This window comes from Phenylobacterium sp. (genome assembly GCF_046463815.1).
Classification (GTDB): Bacteria; Pseudomonadota; Alphaproteobacteria; order Caulobacterales; family Caulobacteraceae; genus Phenylobacterium.
Window position 1 is genome coordinate 203,090 of the sequence record NZ_JBKBRO010000001.1, and the last position, 18,515, is coordinate 221,604.

Consider the following 18,515-nt stretch of genomic DNA (forward strand, 5'->3'; position numbering starts at 1 on the left):
GGACCCAGGGGAAGCCGTGCGTCGGCCCTGGGTCCCGGATCGGCCTCGCGGCCGTCCGGGATGACGACCGTGTTGCCGCCATCCCCTGTCAGCAGGCCTGTGCGTTATGGTGGCGGAGACCGCCCGCAGGACCTACCTTTCGAGCCATGCCCAGCCCCGCCGCCCCCGGAGGCGTCGCCGACATGTCGGCGGCCTTCGACTACGACGAGAACGCCATGCCGCTCCTCTGGAAGCCGCACCGCCCGGTGCGCCCGGAGAAGAGCGAGGGCGGGCGGAAGTTCAAGCTCGTCTCCGACTACCAGCCCGCCGGCGACCAGCCGCAGGCCATCGCCGAGCTGTCGGAGGGCATCGCCCGCGGCGAGCACGACCAGGTGCTGCTGGGCGTCACCGGCTCGGGCAAGACCTTCACCATGGCCAAGGTGATCGAGGCGACCCAGCGCCCGGCCCTGATCCTGGCCCCCAACAAGACGCTGGCGGCCCAGCTCTATTCCGAGTTCAAGAGCTTCTTCCCCGACAACGCGGTCGAGTTCTTCGTCAGCTACTACGACTACTACCAGCCCGAGGCCTACGTGCCCCGGACCGACACCTACATCGAGAAAGACTCCAGCATTAACGAGCAGATCGACCGGATGCGCCACTCGGCCACCCGGGCGATCCTGGAGCGCGACGACGTGATCGTCGTGGCCTCGGTCTCGTGCATCTACGGCATCGGCTCGGTCGAGACCTATTCGGCCATGACCTTCCAGCTCAAGCCCGGCGAGCGGATCGACGAGAAGAAGCTGATGGGGGACCTCGTGGCCCTCCAGTACAAGCGCAACGACCAGGCCTTCGAGCGCGGCGCGTTCCGGCGGCGCGGCGACACCCTGGAGATCTTCCCGGCCCACTACGAGGACCGCGCCTGGCGCATCAGCCTGTTCGGCGACGAGGTGGAGTCGATCACCGAGTTCGACCCGCTGACCGGCAAGAAGACCGCCGACCTGGCGGGCGTGAAGATCTACGCCAACAGCCACTATGTGACGCCCAGGCCGACGCTCCGCCAGGCCATCAACCAGATCAAGATCGAGCTGAAGGAGCGGCTGGACTGGCTGGTCGCCAACGGCAAGCTCCTGGAGGCGCAGCGCCTCGAACAGCGCACCACCTTCGACCTGGAGATGATCGAGGCCACCGGCTCCTGCGCCGGCATCGAGAACTACAGCCGCTACCTGACCGGCCGCCGGCCCGGCGAGCCGCCGCCGACGTTCTTCGAATACATCCCCGACAACGCGCTGCTGTTCGTGGACGAGAGCCACCAGACCGTGCCGCAGATCGGGGCCATGTACCGGGGCGACTACCGGCGGAAGTTCACGCTGGCCGAATACGGCTTCCGCCTGCCGAGCTGCATCGACAACCGGCCGCTGAAGTTCGAGGAATGGGACGCCATGCGGCCGGACACGGTCCACGTCTCGGCCACGCCCGGCCCCTGGGAGATGGAGCGGACCGGCGGCGTCTTCGTCGAGCAGGTGATCCGCCCGACGGGCCTCATCGACCCGCCGGTGGAGGTGCGCCCGGTCGCGAAAGACGGCTTCAGCCAGGTGGACGACGTGATCGACGAGGCGCGCCAGACGGCGGCCCGCGGCTACCGCAGCCTGATCACGGTGCTGACCAAGAAGATGGCCGAGGACCTGACCGAGTTCATGCACGAGCAGGGCCTGCGCGTCCGCTACATGCACTCCGACGTCGACACCCTGGAGCGCATCGAGATCATCCGGGACCTGCGGCTCGGCGCCTTCGACGTGCTGGTGGGCATCAACCTGCTGCGCGAGGGCCTGGACATCCCCGAGTGCGGCCTGGTGGCCATCCTCGACGCCGACAAGGAGGGCTTCCTGCGCTCGGAGACCAGCCTGATCCAGACCATCGGCCGGGCCGCCCGGAACGTGGACGGCAAGGTGATCCTCTACGCCGACCAGGTGACGGGCTCGATGGAGCGCGCCATGGCCGAGACGAAGCGTCGGCGGGAGAAGCAGGAGGCCTACAACCTCGCCCACGGCATCACGCCCGAGAGCGTGCGGAGCCAGATCAAGGACATCCTGGCGAGCCCCTACGAGAAGGACCGGGTGACCGTGCCGGTGGGCGTGGCCGAGGACGGCAAGCCGTTCATGGGCGACAACTTCAAGACCACGCTCCGGGACCTGGAGACCCGCATGAAGGAGGCCGCCGCGAACCTGGAGTTCGAGGAGGCCGCGAGGCTGCGCGACGAGATCAAGCGGCTGAAGCTGCTCGACCTGGAATTCGCCGCCGACGCGCTCGCCGGCGAGGGCGAGACGGGGGATCGGGAGGCGGTGAAGCGCGTGAAGGCCGAGGCGCGGGCCGAGAAGGCCGAGCGTTTCCGGAAGGGGCGGCGGTAGCTTTCCTCTCCCGCTCGGCGGGAGAGGGGGACCGCCCGCCGACCCCGGCCTCGGGCCGGGGGAAGAGCGGGGGGTGGAGAGGGCAAGCCCCACGCACCGCGCCTCCGACGCGAGGACGAACCGCGGAAGACGCAGAAAACGCCGAGGGCCCGGGGTCGGGCGTGTTGGGGTAGGTCGGAATCTACTCAACCCCCACCCTCAGGCGGGACCGCGCCTCGCGGCGCGGGAAGGAACCACGGAAAACACGGAAGGCGCGCTTAGAGGCGCGCCCTCACGGAAGGGGCCGCGCCGAACGCGCCCCTTTGGGGAAGACAGGATTCACGCTGCCAAGGACCGCACGGCGCCGCCGCGTCGGGTCAGGATAAGGCCGGGTGGGCTGAGGACCAAAAATTGAATGGGATGAGGGCGCGAGACCTTGGGTTCGTACTATGTCGTCTCACAGCTCTACGCGCCAGGACGGCTCGCATAGAGGAACTCCTGCAGTGACGGGGTGGGCACGACCACCGGCACCGCCTAACTTGCAAGGCAGCGAAAGGTCGCGCTTAGATGGCGCAACACCACAAGGGTAGGGGGAGTGGGTTGTCTAGCAAGGTGACAGCACTGCGCTTCAAGCAGTGGCTCACAGAATGGGATAGCTACGCCTACGACGAAAAGCAGCAACGCCGGCGCCCAGATCCCCACGTATATCTGTTCGCCATGCCAGCGGTTCAACTCCGCGCGCTTAGCGGTGTGTATCGGCGCAAGCGAGACGGGGCCGCAGCGGAAGGTTTGCAGCGCTACCATGATGAGAAGAGGTCGAAGATCATTCGCGACTTCGTTCGCTACGGTTATCCGTTCAGCGACATCAAAGAAGAGCTCAGGACCGCTGACACTCTATCCCTGAGAAAGCCAGGTTGGCTGCCCACGGCAATCGTAGTGAACATCCTGACACCGGCTGATGCCCGGAGGGGGCGAAAGATCGCCCCGAAGGACCTAATCACTATCGATGAGGCGGATAGTGGCACATTCACGGTCAATGTGCCTTACAAGAATCGCACCGAAAAATGGGCGCCTCAGGCTCTGGAGCCCATTGAAATCATTGATGGTCAGCATCGTCTCTGGGCGTTCGATGAGGCCATAGGAAATGGCGATCTTCCGGGAGATTTCGAACTTCCCGTTGTTGCGTTTCATGGCTTGGACGTTGGCTGGCAGGCCTACCTATTTTGGTCGATCAACGTTTCGCCAAAAAGGATCAACCCTAGCCATGCGTTCGACCTCTACCCACTTCTGAGATCCCAGGACTGGCTTGAGACGTTTTCTGAAATCAAGATCTATCGAGAGGCTCGAGCACAAGAACTAACCGAGCTTCTATACCTTCATCCGCAGAGTCCTTGGCATAAGCGGATCAATATGCTGGGCGAAACCGCGCGCGAGGCTCCCGAGGGCGCAGGAGTCACGCAGGCCGGATGGGTGAGGGCGCTGACTAGCAGCTTCCTCTCCCCGGGTGGCCGAGGGCGAGCGGCTAAGGGACTATTCGCGGCGGATATAGATGAGGATGGACCACTAGGCTGGTCGCGGGCTCAACAAGCGGCCTTCCTCATCGAGTTCTGGAGAAATATTCAACGTCACATTGAAGACCAAGAACCGCGCTGGGTGAAGCAGCTTCGCACTCGCGAAAGCCGCAAGGCACCCTCGAAATCGGCCCCCTTAACAGGATCCCTTACAATGCTTAATCAGGAGCAGGGGGTAAGGGGCATTCTATCTGTTTCAAACGAAATTTTCTTTGCCAAAGCTACCGAATACCGCTCACAGTTTGACTGGAACATCGACCTTGAATTCACCGGGCAAACGTCGGTGGATGATGTCACCGAAATGCTGACCTTGGTTCGCCAGCAACCATTTTCAAAGTTCGCCGCATCTCTCGCCAGTGGCATGGCTGAGTTCGACTGGCGTTCCTCTGACGCGCCAAACCTAAGTGAGGCTCAGCGCCTGAAGAAACGGGCTTTTCGGGGAAGCGGTGGATACGTCGCGCTGCGCGAGCAACTTCTGCGACATCTAACTAAGCAGGGCGGCGATGTAGCGAGTTGCGCGCTTTCGCTGATTGAAGCGAAGGCTCGCCGTTGATGGCAAAGCAAGCACTTTCCGGAGAGCAAAAGACTGCACTCGACGCGGCCAGTCCCAAGCAGGTGCAGATAGCCCTCGGTCGGTTTTCCGGAAAGAAACAATCAACCTGGGTGTCGCCGACACACAAATACAAGGATGGCCAACTACCAAGGGACTTTACAAACTCCCTGCCACCTTCCGAAATTACTGAAGCGGTATCTATCCGAGCTCCGTTACACCTGATCGATGGCTGGGGCTACCTAGCACGCGCCTTGAATGCCCTTAGCTCGGGCGCACCTCACCCAGCAAGGCACCTCGCATATTACGCGGAACTCCGCGCCGCCCTGTCAATTCTCGCCAGCCAGGGGATCGGCATCTTCAACACCAGGACCGTGGTCATCGCTGAGCAAGGAGATATTTCTTCATTCAATGGCCCTACCACCCACACGATGGCTTGGTTCGCGCTCCAGAATTGGGCGGATAAGGCCGGGGCATTCGATATGATTATGAGCTCCATGGATATTTCGGGCGTAACACTTAAGGATATTTTTCAAGAGTACTTTCCTAGCCCCGCCAAACAAATGCTTGGATCCGAGCTAATATCTCTCTGGGGATTTGACCTCAGCGTTGCCGCGAACGATCACGTTGATCGGAACACTTCTAGCTATTTGCCAAATGAACTTTTAAATATATCAACCAACCCTGCTGATGATCTGAAATTCATAAGGGACTTATGGCGATCATTTCAACCAACCGCATTTGACCTAGAAAAGCACCTTCTTCGAATGCTCTTAGAGAAGCAGGTTGGACAGATCGGACGGAGGACTCTAGCCGGGCGCCAAAAAGAGTATGAGCGGATAGACCCTCGATTCAGGCGCGCGGTAACTCGGGAATTCATTGAGCGGCGGGAAGAAGCTGATGATCATCCCATACTGCGCACAGCAGCATCTAGGACTGAACCAAGTTCTGTTCAGGAACTTACGGCGCGCGCCTGTCTTTTGTTGAGGCTGGCGCTAGCCTTAAATCTAAGCTGCCTCTCCAAGGTATCAGTGTCACCGCGTGATGATCTGGAATTTTGGTGGACGGAATACGGTTCCTCTCGCGGCTTCTGGCGGCCTGGCGAAGAGCCCGAAGATCTATCAGAACTATGGGCCGACGTAGATCTAGCCTTGTCCGACGCTGAGAATGCCGCAGCAACCAATCGGCTCGATTGGCTGGCCGCCGAACCTTCGGGCCTACCTCGACTATGCGAGACGGAGCGGATTTGCCTATGGGCGCTCTGCCGATAGTATTCTCTACTCCGCCGCGATCGTCGAGTTGTACCCGTACGTCGCCCAGGTCGGCTCATAGGTGGCGTCGGCCTGGTTGCCCCAAACCGCCCACTTCTTTCGCTCGCCGCGCGCGAATAGCTCAAGGTATGGCCCCGGCGAGCACGCCTCGATCAGCGCGTACTGTTCGTCCGGCTTGCGGCTGTGTTCGCGTTTGCGGGTCTCGATCATGTTCACTTGGCGACGGCCCGCATCCAATGTGCGGGCGTTCTTTCCGCGCACGCCGAACAGGATGATCTCGGTCACATTGCGGAAGTAGAAGCCGACGCCTCGCCCATCGGAACCGCCATCCTTGCGGACCTTGTGCCAGATCAGGTTGGACTTGTAGCTGAAACCCCAGGCTTCCATGACCCGTAGCCCCTCGGGCAGCAGGGCGTTGGGAACCCACAGGTAGAGGTGGGCGGTGTCCGCCGCGATGCCTTCAACGGGAAGGCCGCAGATGTCGTCCAATGTCATGGTCGGGTAGCGCGACAGCCGGCGATGTTCCGGAGCTACTTTTCCGGTGCGGTTTTGAAACTGCCAGGGAGGATCCGCCAGGATCGTCCGGAACTTTCGCCCCTGGGCGAAGGCCGCAAGATCGACCGCTGCTTGGACGCCCACATCGTCGTAAGCCATCGTTCGCTCCAGCTCGGCTAGCGAGAATCACCGCCACCGCCCGTACGGTAGATGACCCGCAGCGGACGACCTATAGCGTTCCCTTTTTGTACCCGAGCAAATCGGCGGGCGCTAGCCCGCCACGCAGCGCGGCGTGATGCCGATCACCAGGACGGGGCAGGCGCCGTTCCGACCGGCGTTCATTCGGTAGAGGAGCTTGCCCATCCATGTGGTGCTCGCGCCGTATTTGGCCGAAGTCGGGCGGGGCTCACCCTTCTTGGTCAGTTCAGGCACTCCAGCCTTGGTCAGGGCCGGGCCGAGGGCCTTGATGAAATCCGTCATGGAGGCCCCACGGGTCACGAGCACGCCAACGTCGATAACCCCTGTCTGGGCGAAAGCGCTGAAGGCGTACAGGTCGCGGTCGAAGGTCTGATCCTTGCTGTTCCATTCCAGATCGAAGGCCACTCGGCCCTTCACGTAGTCGACCTTGTGGCCGTCCAAGTACTTCTCGCGCCGGATCGTACGGACGCGCTTCTCGAAGACCGCCTTGCCGGCCCGGGTTGTCCTCACCTGTTCCTTCGAGATCAACTCGACCAGCAGGTCGCCTCTGATGATCGTCTCTCGCCAATCCTTCGGTCGGAGGGTTGCCGACAGCAGCTTGGGAATATCGGACTCGTTGCCGCCCGCCGTGCGGATCATTGCTTCCGTGATCTGGAAGTTCCGAAGCGCTTCGCAGAGATCCGCGAACTCCTCCGGATGGCTTTCGGCCAGGATCGTGGCGGCGCTCCGGTAACTGTAGATCTCGTACTTCTGCCGGAGGTCGGCCGGTATCTTGGCGTCGACAAGCCACTGCGGGTCGGCCGCGTCGCCGGGCCCAAATGCAACTTCATCCTTGGAGACTTCGGCCTCGAAGTCGTCATCGTCTTCCGACGCGGCGTCGCTCATGCGAGCACCGTCGCCAGATTCCGGCGACGCGACAACTCCACCTCGCCATTTCCCAATCACTCGCGCTGGGATCGCCCCCACACGCCTAACGCCCAGTCATCCTTACCCCGCGTTCAGAAATCCTCGCCGGGGGCTGAGCCATTAACCCCTCCCGCTAACTACACACCGTGTCCGGGAGTCCCCACATCCAAGATGAACAGGCTTAACTGGCGCCGTTCATGCGGTGGTCAGGGAACCTGTGCTGTCTAAGGGCGTAAGTTGAGGCAGCAAGGGCCCGGCGCGACCTCTTGAGCGTTCCATGGTGGGACGCGGGTTCGCCGGATCGAACCTTGGGTTGGGGATTTGAGGTACATACGAATGTCACCGTCTCTCAGCGTGGTCGCCGACAACGACCTGAAGATCGCGGCCCCGGCGCCTTCGCCGGCCCCCGCGCCCATTCGGACCGAGAGCGTCGCCGAGCGCGTGCGGCGCCTGCAGGCCGAGGCCAAGCAACTGGCCAAGGACCACATCAGGAGCCTGTCCGCCCAGCTCGTGGCGGTGGAGGAACTGGCCGCCGAGATCGCCGAGGGCGGCGAGGCCTATCCGCCGGGCGTGCGCGACCTGGCCCGCCGGCTGGTGGAAGACATGGACGCCCGCGTCCAGACCCTGGAAGCCATCGTCGCCCGGACCTGAGCGTCCGAAGGTTGAGATGAAGACGCCGTTCCATGACGCCGGCCGGGGGGCGGGCGCTGGGACAGGCGAGATTTCGGGGCTCCGGGGCGCAGCGCCCCATTTCCGGCGAGGCCCGACCGGAAGCAGCCGGTCAACTGCATCCCTCAAGCATAAGCCGTCACACGCGCGAGCCGGCGCCGGCGCGGCGGCGAAGCCGTCTTTCAAAACCACGGATTTCACGGATTACACGGATGGAGGCCGGCGCGAGCGGACAATCCGTGAAATCCGTGAAATCCGTGGTTTGAAGACTGAGCCGCCGCTGGCGCGGCGTCTCGGTAAGCCTCTCCACGATCCCCAAGCCGTCATCCCGGCCGGACGCCCGCTGCAGGCGGGCGGGAGAGCCGGGACCCAGGCGGTCCTGCAGTGCGGCGGCCCCTGGGTCCCGGATCGGCCTGCGGCCGTCCGGGATGACGGGAGCGAGGGAAACGCCGCGCCCTACCCCACCAGGTCGCGGAACTCGGGGCTGCGTTTCAGCCAGGCGGCGGCGTAGCCGCAGATGGGGGTGATGGAGAGGCCCTTCTCGCGGGCGTCGGCGGCCACGGCCTGCATCAGGCGGCCCGAGGCGCCCGTGCCGCGCAGGTCGGGCGGGGCGTACACGTAGTCGATGTAGAGGCGCTCCCCCTGGCGGCGGTAGTCGGCGTAGGAGGTCAGCCCGTGCTCGTCCATCTCGTAGCGGGCGCCGGTGTCGCGCAGTTCGGCCATGGCGTCTGTCTCCTTCCCCGCTAAGCTGGGCGCCCCGAAGGAGGATGCAAGATGCGTCGCGCGATCGTTCTGAGCCTTTCCCTTCTCGCCGTGGCGGCCTGCCAGAAGAAGCCGGAAGAGAAGGCCGCGGCCGAAGCGGGCGAGGCGCCGGCCGCCGCGGCGTCGGCCCCCACGACCCCGCCGGCCCGCAAGCCCGGTCTTTGGACCCAGACGGTGACCACGGCGGGCGTGACCCAGACCATGAAGATCTGCTTCGACGCGGCGGTGGACAAGCGCATGGCCGTCCATGGCCAGGCGGTGGGCAAGGACATGTGCGAGAAGAACGTGGTGACGCCCACGGCCGGCGGCTGGCGCTTCGAGAGCGTCTGCGACATGGGCTCGGGGGGGAAGACGACGACCACCGGCGAGGCCAAGGGCGACTTTTCCAGCCGCTACGAGGTGAAGGCGGTCACCGAGACGACGGGCGCCGAGGCCCCGCAGATGAACGGCCGCCACGAGATGAGCCTGACCGCCGCCTGGGAAGGCCCCTGCCCCGCCGGCATGAAGCCCGGCGACATGCAGCTCCCCGGCGGCATGACCATAAACATGATGCAGGCGGCGGGCGGGTAGGAACCCAATCGACACTCAGCGGCGGCCTCCCCTCTCCTCCCCCATCGGGGGAGGGGGACCATGCGCAGCATGGTGGAGGGGGCTTGCCGGAAGCGCGGCGGTAGGTGGCCAGCCCCCTCCACCCGCCTTCGGCCGGTCCCCCTCCCCCGACGGGGGAGGAGGATGCTAGCGTCGCCCGCATGTACGCACCTAAGGCCACAGTGAACCGGGCGAGGTCGCTGCGGCGGCGGATGACCCCGCCCGAGGCCCGGCTCTGGGTCGCGCTTCGCCGCAAGGCCGTCGAGGGCCTGCGCTTCCGCCGTCAGCATCCGGTGGGGCCTTACGTCCTCGACTTCTACTGTGAGGCCGCGAAGCTTTGCGTCGAGGTTGACGGCCAGCCGCACTGGCTGGGCACGGCCCCGGTCCGAGACGCCGAACGGGACGCCTGGCTCGCGGCCCGGGGCGTTCAGACGTTGCGCCTTCCCGCGAGCGTGGTGCTTGGCGATCTCGACGCTGCGGTGCGCACCATCCTGGCCCAAGCCGAAGAACGGCGCCGCTGAACCCCTCCTCCCCCGAGATCCTTTGGCGGGGGAGGAGAAAGGGCCGCTTCGGCGTCAGGCCAGTTCGACCGCCATCGCCGTGGCTTCGCCGCCGCCGATGCAGAGGGAGGCCACGCCCTTCTTGCCGCCGCGCGCTTCGAGCGCCGACAGCAGGGTGGCGAGGATGCGGGCGCCGGACGCGCCGATGGGGTGGCCCAGCGCGCAGGCGCCGCCGTTGACGTTGAGCCTGGCCCGGTCGATGCCCAGCTCGCGCTCGGCCACCATGGCGACCACGGCGAAGGCCTCGTTGACCTCGAAGAGGTCGACGTCGTCCACGCTCCAGCCGGCCCGCTTCAGGGCCTTCTTCATGGCCGGGGCAGGCGCGGTGGCGAACTGGCCGGGCTCGTGGGCATGGCCGCCGTGGCCGGCGACCCGGGCGACGATCTTCAGGCCGAGTTTCCGGGCCACGCTCTCGCGGGTCATGACCAGGGCCGCGGCGCCGTCCGAGATGGAGCTGGCGTTGGCGGCGGTGATGGCGCCGTCCTTGGCGAAGGCGGGCTTGAGCGTCGGGATCTTGGCCGGGTCGGCCTTCAGCGGCTGCTCGTCGTGCTCGACCAGGGTGGTCCCCTTGCGGTCGGCGACCTCGACGGGGACGATCTCGCGCTTGAAGGCGCCGGACTCCACGGCGGCCTTGGCGCGGGCGAGCGAGGAGATGGCGTACTCGTCCATGGCCTCGCGGGTGAACTGGTAGGCCTTGGCCGTCTCCTCGGCGAACGAGCCCATCAGGCGGCCGGGCTCGTAGGCGTCCTCCAGGCCGTCGAGGTACATGTGGTCGTACATCGTATCGTGGCCGATGCGGGCGCCCGAGCGGTGCTTCAGCATCAGGTAGGGGGCGTTGGTCATGCTCTCCATGCCGCCCGCGACGATCACATCCACCGAGCCCGCAGCGAGGGCGTCGTGGGCGAGGATCGCGGCCTGCATGCCCGAGCCGCACATCTTGTTGACCGTCACGGCCTCCACCGACTTCGGCAGGCCGGCGCCCAGGGCCGCCTGGCGCGCCGGGGCCTGGCCGAGGCCGGCCGGCAGCACGCAGCCCATGACGATCTGCTCGATCTGGTCCGGCTGGGCGCCCGCCCGCTCGACGGCGGCCTTCACCGCGGCGGCGCCGAGCTCGGTGGCCTTGGCGGCGGAGAGCACGCCCTGGAAGCCGCCCATGGGCGTGCGGGCGTAGGACGCGATGACGACGGGGTCGGAGTGCTGGGTCATGCCCGGGGATATAATTCAGCGCCCGGTGAAACAGAAGGTGACGCTGGGAGAGCTTCAACGATCAGGGGGAACCGCAGAAGACGCAGAAGCGGCCGATGCGACTCCCGAGACGCCGCGCCAGCGGCGGCTCCATTCGATCGACCACGGATTTCACGGATTACATGGACGGAGGCCGGCGCGAACGAGCAATCCGTGGAAATCCGTGAAATCCGTGTTTCGAAAGACGGCTTCGCCGTCGCGCAGGCCTTGAGACGCCCAGCCCTTCTGCGTGAGCGCCGTCAGGCGCTCTTCCGCGTTATCCGCGGTTCCGAGACTTCGTCGTCAGGCGTCGCGGATCGTGCCGGCGATGAAGCCGCCGCCGAGGACGCGGGTCGGGGCTTCCGGGGCGTAGAGGACGCAGGCCTGGCCGGGGGCGACGCCCTCTTCCGGGCGGTCGAAGACGACCCCGGGGGCGCCGTCGACCAGCGTGAGGCGGCCGGGGGCCGGTTCGCGGGTCGAGCGGACGCGGGCGAGCACCGGGCGGCCGGCCTCGCAGGCGGCCGCGATCGAGGCGCCCTCGCCCAGCCAGTTCGTTTCCTTGAGGGAGAGGGCGTGGGTCAGCAGGGCCTCGCGCGGGCCCACGATCACCTGGCGGGCGTCGGCGTCGATGCGGACCACGAACAGGGGATCGCCCACGGCCACGTTGAGGCCCCGGCGCTGGCCGATGGTGTAGCGGGTGACGCCCTCGTGGCGGCCGAGGATGCGGCCGTCCAGGTGCACGATGTCGCCCGGCTCCGCGCCGTGCGGGCGCAGGCGGTCGATGAGGGTGGTGTAGCGGCCCTCGGGCACGAAGCAGATGTCCTGGCTGTCGGGCTTGTCGGCGACGGTCAGGCCGAGTTCCGCCGCGCCCGCGCGCACGGCGGGCTTGGGCAGGGCGCCCAGCGGGAAGCGCAGGAAGGCGAGCTGTTCGGCCGTGGTGGCGAACAGGAAGTAGGACTGGTCGCGGGCCGGGTCGACGGCGCGGTGCAGCTCGGGGCCGGCTGGTCCCTCCTCGCGGCGGACGTAGTGGCCGGTGGCCATGGCCTGCGCCCCCAGGTCGCGGGCCACGTCGAGGAGGTCGCGGAACTTCACCGTCTGATTGCAGCGGATGCAAGGGATCGGCGTCTCGCCGCGCAGGTAGGCGTCGGCGAAGTCCTCGATGACCTGCTCGCGGAACCGGCTCTCGTAGTCGAGGACGTAGTGCGGGATGCCGATGGCCTGGGCGGCGTTGCGCGCGTCGTGGATGTCCTGGCCCGCGCAGCAGGCGCCCTTCTTCTGGATCGCCGCGCCGTGGTCGTAGAGCTGGAGCGTCACGCCCACCACCTCGTAGCCGGCCCGCGCCAGCAGGGCGGCGGTGACGGTCGAATCCACCCCGCCCGACATGGCGGCCACGATGCGGGTCCCGGCCGGCAGGCGCACGGCCTCGCGCGCGGCCTGGACGAGGCCGTCGGAGAGGCGCTGGGGCGCGAGGTCGGTCGGCAGGGCGCAGACGCTCATGGGCGCCTATGTAGCCCCTGGAGGCCGGCTTTTCGAGGTGTTGGCGCTCATGACGCTGGATCCCGGATCGGCCGCGCCGTCCGGGATGACCCGCCGCGCGGTCACTTCAGGATGTTGAGCAGGGAGCTTTGCTGAAGGGACGCGAAGACCTGGGCCGCCGCCTGGACCGACAGCTCGGCCTGCTGGAACTCGGCCGCCACCCTGGCCATGTCGGCGTCGGTGATGTCGCCGATCATCCCGGAGATGGCGTTGTGGCGGGTCTGCAGGTCGTCGGCCACGGTCTCGACGCGTTTCTGGATCATGCCGTTGCGGGCCGCGACGTTCGTGACGTCCTCGCGGATGCCGTCCCAGGTGGCGAGCTGGGATTCCAGGAAGCTGCGCTGGGCCGCCGTCATGGCGCCCGAGAACGGGCCCGAGCCGCCCTCGTGGAAGGCCTGGATGTTCTGGAAGGCGACCATCATGGCCGTGCCGAGGTCGTCGGCCAGGACGCCCATGGAGACCGAGGTCGCCTCGTCCACCTTGGCCGAGGTCACGAAGTCGTCGTTCTTGAAGAAGCTGGCGATCGGCGGGCCCGAGGTGAGGTCGGCGAGCGTGGTGGCGGTGACGGGCCGGGTGTCCACCTGGCCGCCGGCGAACAGGTACTTGCCGCCGTAGCGGACGTTCATGCCCTCGACGGCGTTGCGGAACTGGGCCTCCAGATCCTCCATCAGCGTGTCCACCCGGCCCGAGGCCAGGGCCTCGGAGATGGCCTGGCGGACCTCCTGGGCGGCGTCGGCCACGCGGGTGAGCGCGGTGTCCTGGGTGGCGAGGCGCTCGGAGATGAAGGTGTTCTGGTCCTGGTAGGCCTCGATGCGGGTGCGCACGGCGCGCATGGCCGTGAGCATCTCGGCGTCGCGGGCGTAGTCCTTCAGGTCCGAGCCGTTCTTCTGGGTCGAGACCTTGTCGCCGGCCTGCATCTGCCGCTGCTGGGCGGCGAGCAGGTTGGCGAGGATGGCGGAGTAGTTTCCGGGGGTCGAGACGCGGGTCACCATCGGGGCTCTCCTCAGACCATGTTCACAAGGACGTCGAAGAGGTCCTTGGCCGCCTGGATCATGCGGGCGGAGGCGTTGAACGCCTGCTGATAGGTGGTCATGTTGACCAGTTCCTCGTCGAGATTGACGCCTTCGACCGACTGCCGCCGCGCGGTGGCCTCGGCCATGACCGCGGCGCTGCCCTCCTTGCGGGTCTCGGCGGCGGCGGCGTTGCGGCCGATCGAGCCGCCGAACTCCGAGGCGTAGCGGGAGGCCGTCATGGTCACCTGGCCCAGCGAGCCGGCGGCCTGGAAGCGGACGGTGGTGTCGCCGGCCTGGGAGAGCGCCAGCGCGCCGCGGCCGTCGCCGGGGCGGATCGTGGGCGCGGTCGCCGCGACCGTGAGGTCCAGCTTGCCGAACGCCATCCGGGTCGGGTCGGCGTCGATGGCCGCGGCCACCTCGAAGCGGCTGGCGCGCGAGGAGCGCTCGATGGCCCCCAGGCCGAAGAGCTGGCTGATCGAGGGACCGCCCGCGCCGCGCTTTGTGTTGTCGGTGACGACCGAGAGCTGGGCGTTGGCGGGAGCCGAGCCCTGGAAGGTGAGCGCGCCTTCGGAATCCAGGCTGAACGCGCCGTAGAGGCCCACGCCCGTCGCGGTGTTGTTGAGGGCGTTGATGAGATCGCTCATCTGGGCGCCCGCCGGCACGGTGACGGTGACGTCGCGGATCGGCAGGCCGTCGGGCGAGGACAGCCGCAGGGTGATCTGGTCGCCGGCCGTGAAGCCGTGGGCGTCGGTCAGCGACAGGCCGGTGTCGTAGTTGGTGTAGCTGGTCTCGCGGATCAGGTCGTTGAGGCCGAAGAAGTGCGAGAAGCCGCGGCCGGCCTTCTTGGAGTCCCCCTCGTCGATGGCCAGGCCGTTCGGCGAGGTGGCGCTGAGGCTGAGCGCCCCGCCGCTGAAGGTGGCCGTCGCCTGACCGCCGAACTGGGCGTTGAGCTGGGCGAGGAAGGTGGCCGGCGTGAAGGCCGTGGCCGGCCCCCCGTTGGCGCTCATCGTGCCGGCGTCAAAGTCGATATCCACCCTTTGGACGAGCACGCCGTTGGCGTCCACGACGGCCAGGGTGGTCGCGCCGGTGAAGCCCGAGACGGCGGTGGGCAGGTCGAGGCCGGTGTTGCGGCCGGTGAGCGACGCCGGGGCCGGGAAGGCCGTCGAGGCGTTGTGGGCCGCGTTGATCTGCTGGATCGTGCGGGTCAGGAACTCGCCGAGCTGGTCCGAGAGCTGGGGCAGCTCCCTGTCGCGCAGGTCCATGAGGCCGCGGATCTCGCCCGAGGCGATCTGGATCGGCTGGGCGACGGTCCCGCCCGGCGCCAGGGCGCTGATGTAGCCCGGCGTCGAGTCGCTGCGGTTGTAGGCGAGCTTGGCGGCGCCGTCGCCGGCCAGCAGCACGCCCTCGGTCGAGCGCACGATCACCCCGCCCTCCTCGCGGCGCGTGACACGGACGTTCATCAGCGTGGAGAGCTCGTCGAGGAGCTGGCTCTGGATGTTCTCGGCCCCCGAGGCGTCGGCGTTGACCAGCTTGGCGCGGCCGATCTCGGCGTTGAGCTGGTTGATCTGGGCCAGGAGGTCGTTGGCGCGGCTGACGTCGGCCAGCACGCGCGTCTCGATGGTGTCCGACAGCTCGGCGAGCTGGCCGTTGATGCGGTCGGCCTCGGCCAGGAAGTCGTCGATGTTGGACAGCGCCTGGGTGCGCAGCAGGGTGGACGACGGGTCGTCGGCGGCCGTGGCGAAGGCGGCGTAGATGTCGTCGATGCGGCTGAAGAAGTAGCCGTCGCCCGAGGGGTCGCCGAACAGGCTCTGGGCGTTGTCGAGGTACTGGGACAGGACGGCGTAGCGGCTGGCGTCCGAGGCGGCCGTGAAGCTGGCCGTCTGCAGGTACTCGTCGGTGATCCGCTTCACCCCGTCGACGCGGACGCCCATGCCCACGCCGTCGACCACCAGGGGGGTCTGGTCCACGGCCTTGCGGACGTAGCCGGGGGTGTTGACGTTGGCGATATTGTCCGAGATCGCGCGCAGGCTGGCCTGGGCGGCCTGGAGGCCCGAGGCGGCGGTCTTGAGGCTGACGCTTAGCGACATCGCTTAACGCTCCGCCCGGCAAAGCCTGACGCACGACCCGGCGGTTTCTGCCGGGAGGAGAGTGAACACGCGCGTGAGGCGCCGGGATTTTCCCAACAAATTCAACATGGGCCCTTTCCGGGTCCGGTGGCTTCGACGAATGCGGCGCAAGTCCGGCGCCAGAACCGGCGAGGCGCCGCGGAAAACGACGGCGGGGGCGCCCGCGAGCGGGCCTTGCCGGGCGGCAGGAATGCCCCGGCCGGGCCCCGAAAGCCCGGCAATTTCCTCCGCGACCGGGGGGTCGGGGGCGCCCGGCAAGAATGTCATTATTTAGTTTTTTCAATAGTTTGCTAGTGTGGCGCGAAGGTTGCTCCGGTCGGATCGAATGGACCCGGCGCCCCCGCGCCATCCGCAGACCCGAAGACCGCAACGACCGTGACCGCGCCCGTCCTCAACACCGCCTTCGCCGGCCCCGCCGGCGCCGCGCCCCGCCAAGGGTTGGGCGTGGGCCAGGCTGCGGGCGGCGCGCTGGCGGGCTTCGAGGCCCTGATGGCGGCGCTGTTCGGCGAGGCGGAAGCGATCCAGCCGGCGCCGGCCGCGGGTCAGGCCCCCGCCCCGGCCCTGGTCGTCCCCACCGACACGGACGAGTCCGATGAGGCGTCCGCGGATACGGACAGGCCCGCCGAGGGGGCGGCCGATCCGGCCGCGACTCCGGACGCGACTCCGGACGATCCCCTGCTGGCCCTGGCGGCGGCGGCGACGACGCCCGCCCAGCCCCAGGCCGCGCCCGCCGCCGGGTCGCCGGCCGACTCCGCGCCCGCGTGGGGCGAAGGCGAAACCAAGGGCGCGCCGGCCGCGCCGGCGCTCGCCCATGCGGATGCCAACGCCGAACTGGCGGAGACCAACACGCCGCACGCCGGGACCGCCGAGACCGGCGTGGCGGCCGACGCCGCCTTGGCCGGCGCCTCGGCCGAAACGCCCAAGACCGGTCAGGCGCCTCGCGAGGCCCCGGCGGTCGAGACGGCGCCCGCCGCGACCCGGACCGCTCCGCCGGCGGGCCAGGCTCCGGTCCAGGCTCCGGCCCAGAGTCCGGCCCGGACTCCGGCCCCGAATCTGGCCCCGAATCCGGCCCCGAATCCGGCCCAGGCTCCGGTCCAGGCCGCCCCCGCCCCGACCGCCGATGACGCCCCGCCCGCGGCCCCCGTGGCCGCCGAACCGGCCCCGGTCGTGACCCAGGCCCAGCCCGCCGACGCCGCCGCCACGCCGGCCGCGGCCCGCAGCACGGCTCCCGCCCACTCCACCCGCGCGGTCAAGACGGACGAGACGGCCGAAGCGGCGGATGACGAACCCGCGCCGATCGATGCCCCGCCGCCCGGCCAGGCCAAGGCCGCGCCCCGAGCCGCGCACGAGCCGGCCGGAAGCGGCATGAAGACCGCCGACCAGGACGCCGCGAGCCCCGCGCCCGCCGACGCGGGCGACGCGGGCGACGCCGCGCAGGCCCCCGCCCCGGAAACCCGCGAGGCCCAGGCCCCGTCCGCCCCGGCCCACGCCGCCCCGCCCGCGCGGGCCGGAAGCGAGACGGTCGGCGCCCTGGCGGCCCAGATCGCCAGGAAGCTGGGCGCCGCCGTCACCCGGTTCGACGTCGAGCTCGACCCGGCCGGCCTCGGCAAGGTGGACGTCCGCGTGGAAGTGGGCGCCCACGGCCGGGTGAGCGCCGCCATGACCTTCGAGAACGCGCAGTCGGCCGCCGAGCTGAAGTCGCGCGCCGGCGAACTTCAGCGCGCGCTGGAACAGGCCGGCTTCGAGCTTTCGGGCGGCCTGTCCTTCGACGTGGCCGGCGACCGCGGCCAGGCCCGGCAGGGCTGGGGCGGTGAGCAGGACACCGCCGGCGACGGCTTCCGCGGGCGGGCCTTCCAGGCCGCCCTCGAGACCGCCGGAGAGGCGGCCGACGGCGCGGCGTCGGGCGCGCTTCGCCTACGCCGGGGGCTGACCGGCGGCGTGGACGTGAGGATCTGACGATGACCGACGCCGTCACAGGAGCCGGCTCCGGCGTGAACACGAGCGCCATCGGCCGCACGCGGCTGGCCGAGAGCTTCGACACCTTCCTGTCGCTGCTGACCACGCAACTGAAGAACCAGGACCCGCTGTCGCCGCTGGATTCCAACCAGTTCACCCAGCAAATCGTGCAGATGACCGGGGTCGAGCAGCAACTGCTGACCAACGACCTCCTGAAGTCGCTCGTCTCCAACACCTCGAACGGCGTCTCCACGGCCGTCAGCCTGATCGGCAAGGAGGTCCGCGCCGCCAGCACGGACGCCAAGCTCGCCAACGGCAAGGCCGAGTGGATCTACGATCTCTCGCGCGAAGCCAACGACGTGAAGATCGAGGTGCTGGACTCCAACGGCAAGGTGGTCCGCACCGTCTCGGCCGACGAGGCCGGGCGCAAGGCCGGCGACCACACCTTCACCTGGGACGGCAAGGACCAGAACGGCCTGAAGATGGCCGACGGCGTCTACATCCTGCGCGTCACGGCCATGGACACCAATTACGCGACGGTGCCCGCCAGCATCTACATCGACGGCCTGGTCACCGGCGTCGAGCAATCGAACGGCGAGACCATGCTCACCGTCGACGGGGCCAAGGTGCCCTGGAACTACGTCACCACCATCAGGCAGGCCGCGCAGGAGCCGGCCGCGTGATCCAGCAACAACCCGGACGGCAGAACGTCGTCTCCCACGGCGGC

15 protein-coding genes are annotated in these 18,515 nt (G+C 67.9%); 8 read left to right on the forward strand and 7 right to left on the reverse strand.

Annotated features, from left to right (window positions below):
* Positions 1-146 precede the first annotated feature (146 nt).
* The 3 genes from uvrB (at position 147) to ACK4TT_RS01035 (ending at position 5,755) form a co-directional block, all read left to right on the forward strand.
* Complete coding sequence (gene uvrB / locus ACK4TT_RS01025; protein ID WP_410212133.1) at positions 147-2,384, forward strand: excinuclease ABC subunit UvrB; 2,238 nt, start codon at positions 147-149, stop codon at positions 2,382-2,384.
* A gap of 579 nt (positions 2,385-2,963) precedes the next feature.
* Positions 2,964-4,487, forward strand: a complete 1,524-nt coding sequence (locus ACK4TT_RS01030) for a DGQHR domain-containing protein (protein ID WP_410212134.1) — start codon at positions 2,964-2,966, stop codon at positions 4,485-4,487.
* On the forward strand, positions 4,487-5,755 hold the full coding sequence (locus tag ACK4TT_RS01035) for a hypothetical protein (RefSeq protein ID WP_410212135.1): 1,269 nt from the start codon (positions 4,487-4,489) through the stop codon (positions 5,753-5,755). The genes ACK4TT_RS01030 and ACK4TT_RS01035 overlap by 1 nt, the downstream gene beginning before the upstream one ends.
* A 6-nt stretch (positions 5,756-5,761) precedes the next feature.
* Here the strand turns inward: ACK4TT_RS01035 and ACK4TT_RS01040 are convergent, their stop codons facing one another.
* Complete coding sequence (locus ACK4TT_RS01040) at positions 5,762-6,409, reverse strand: MT-A70 family methyltransferase (protein ID WP_409638933.1); 648 nt, start codon at positions 6,407-6,409, stop codon at positions 5,762-5,764.
* Between the two features lie 111 nt (positions 6,410-6,520).
* Positions 6,521-7,333: a BglII/BstYI family type II restriction endonuclease gene (locus ACK4TT_RS01045; protein ID WP_409638936.1), complete on the reverse strand. Its 813-nt coding sequence runs from the start codon at positions 7,331-7,333 to the stop codon at positions 6,521-6,523.
* 357 nt (positions 7,334-7,690) lie between these two features.
* On the opposite strand from ACK4TT_RS01045, the gene ACK4TT_RS01050 reads away from it, so the two are divergent.
* Positions 7,691-8,005 (forward strand): hypothetical protein, encoded by a 315-nt coding sequence (locus ACK4TT_RS01050; RefSeq protein ID WP_409638939.1) that lies wholly within the window; start codon positions 7,691-7,693, stop codon positions 8,003-8,005.
* A gap of 474 nt (positions 8,006-8,479) precedes the next feature.
* On the opposite strand, the gene ACK4TT_RS01055 is transcribed toward ACK4TT_RS01050, so the two are convergent.
* Positions 8,480-8,746 carry a GNAT family N-acetyltransferase gene (locus ACK4TT_RS01055; RefSeq protein ID WP_409638941.1) on the reverse strand — a complete coding sequence of 89 codons (267 nt, stop codon included), beginning with the start codon at positions 8,744-8,746 and terminating at the stop codon, positions 8,480-8,482.
* A gap of 51 nt (positions 8,747-8,797) precedes the next feature.
* Between ACK4TT_RS01055 and ACK4TT_RS01060 the strand changes: the two genes are divergently transcribed.
* Together ACK4TT_RS01060 and ACK4TT_RS01065 are read left to right on the forward strand one after the other, a co-directional pair.
* Positions 8,798-9,355: a DUF3617 domain-containing protein gene (locus ACK4TT_RS01060; protein WP_409638944.1), complete on the forward strand. Its 558-nt coding sequence runs from the start codon at positions 8,798-8,800 to the stop codon at positions 9,353-9,355.
* 179 nt (positions 9,356-9,534) lie between these two features.
* Complete coding sequence (locus ACK4TT_RS01065) at positions 9,535-9,894, forward strand: endonuclease domain-containing protein (protein ID WP_410212136.1); 360 nt, start codon at positions 9,535-9,537, stop codon at positions 9,892-9,894.
* Between the two features lie 54 nt (positions 9,895-9,948).
* Here the strand turns inward: ACK4TT_RS01065 and ACK4TT_RS01070 are convergent, their stop codons facing one another.
* The 4 genes from ACK4TT_RS01070 to flgK all read right to left on the reverse strand — a co-directional run bounded on the left by ACK4TT_RS01070 (position 9,949) and on the right by flgK (position 15,793).
* Entirely contained in the window at positions 9,949-11,139 is a 1,191-nt protein-coding gene (locus tag ACK4TT_RS01070; protein ID WP_409639120.1) for an acetyl-CoA C-acyltransferase, read from the reverse strand.
* A 321-nt stretch (positions 11,140-11,460) separates the two neighbouring features.
* Entirely contained in the window at positions 11,461-12,654 is a 1,194-nt protein-coding gene (gene mnmA / locus ACK4TT_RS01075) for a tRNA 2-thiouridine(34) synthase MnmA (protein WP_409639123.1), read from the reverse strand.
* 101 nt (positions 12,655-12,755) lie between these two features.
* Positions 12,756-13,685, reverse strand: a complete 930-nt coding sequence (locus ACK4TT_RS01080; protein ID WP_409639126.1) for a flagellin — start codon at positions 13,683-13,685, stop codon at positions 12,756-12,758.
* 11 nt (positions 13,686-13,696) lie between these two features.
* Positions 13,697-15,793 (reverse strand): flagellar hook-associated protein FlgK, encoded by a 2,097-nt coding sequence (gene flgK / locus ACK4TT_RS01085; RefSeq protein WP_410212137.1) that lies wholly within the window; start codon positions 15,791-15,793, stop codon positions 13,697-13,699.
* Positions 15,794-16,207: 414 nt separating this feature from the next.
* Here flgK and ACK4TT_RS01090 point away from each other — a divergent pair, with 414 nt between their 5' ends.
* Both ACK4TT_RS01090 and ACK4TT_RS01095 read left to right on the forward strand, forming a co-directional pair.
* Positions 16,208-17,788 (forward strand): flagellar hook-length control protein FliK, encoded by a 1,581-nt coding sequence (locus ACK4TT_RS01090; RefSeq protein WP_410212138.1) that lies wholly within the window; start codon positions 16,208-16,210, stop codon positions 17,786-17,788.
* Between the two features lie 2 nt (positions 17,789-17,790).
* Positions 17,791-18,471, forward strand: coding sequence for a flagellar hook assembly protein FlgD (locus tag ACK4TT_RS01095; RefSeq protein ID WP_410212139.1), 681 nt, complete (start codon positions 17,791-17,793; stop codon positions 18,469-18,471).
* The last annotated feature ends 44 nt before the right edge of the window (positions 18,472-18,515 follow it).

Coding starts and splice junctions, on each gene's coding strand:
- ACK4TT_RS01095 (WP_410212139.1), top strand. CDS start 17,791: ATGACCGACGCCGTCACAGGAGCCGGCTCCGGCGTGAACACGAGCGCC.
- ACK4TT_RS01065 (WP_410212136.1), top strand. CDS start 9,535: ATGTACGCACCTAAGGCCACAGTGAACCGGGCGAGGTCGCTGCGGCGG.
- flgK (WP_410212137.1), bottom strand. CDS start 15,793: ATGTCGCTAAGCGTCAGCCTCAAGACCGCCGCCTCGGGCCTCCAGGCC.
- mnmA (WP_409639123.1), bottom strand. CDS start 12,654: ATGAGCGTCTGCGCCCTGCCGACCGACCTCGCGCCCCAGCGCCTCTCC.
- ACK4TT_RS01060 (WP_409638944.1), top strand. CDS start 8,798: ATGCGTCGCGCGATCGTTCTGAGCCTTTCCCTTCTCGCCGTGGCGGCC.
- ACK4TT_RS01055 (WP_409638941.1), bottom strand. CDS start 8,746: ATGGCCGAACTGCGCGACACCGGCGCCCGCTACGAGATGGACGAGCAC.
- uvrB (WP_410212133.1), top strand. CDS start 147: ATGCCCAGCCCCGCCGCCCCCGGAGGCGTCGCCGACATGTCGGCGGCC.
- ACK4TT_RS01045 (WP_409638936.1), bottom strand. CDS start 7,333: ATGAGCGACGCCGCGTCGGAAGACGATGACGACTTCGAGGCCGAAGTC.
- ACK4TT_RS01035 (WP_410212135.1), top strand. CDS start 4,487: ATGGCAAAGCAAGCACTTTCCGGAGAGCAAAAGACTGCACTCGACGCG.
- ACK4TT_RS01080 (WP_409639126.1), bottom strand. CDS start 13,685: ATGGTGACCCGCGTCTCGACCCCCGGAAACTACTCCGCCATCCTCGCC.
- ACK4TT_RS01040 (WP_409638933.1), bottom strand. CDS start 6,409: ATGGCTTACGACGATGTGGGCGTCCAAGCAGCGGTCGATCTTGCGGCC.
- ACK4TT_RS01070 (WP_409639120.1), bottom strand. CDS start 11,139: ATGACCCAGCACTCCGACCCCGTCGTCATCGCGTCCTACGCCCGCACG.
- ACK4TT_RS01050 (WP_409638939.1), top strand. CDS start 7,691: ATGTCACCGTCTCTCAGCGTGGTCGCCGACAACGACCTGAAGATCGCG.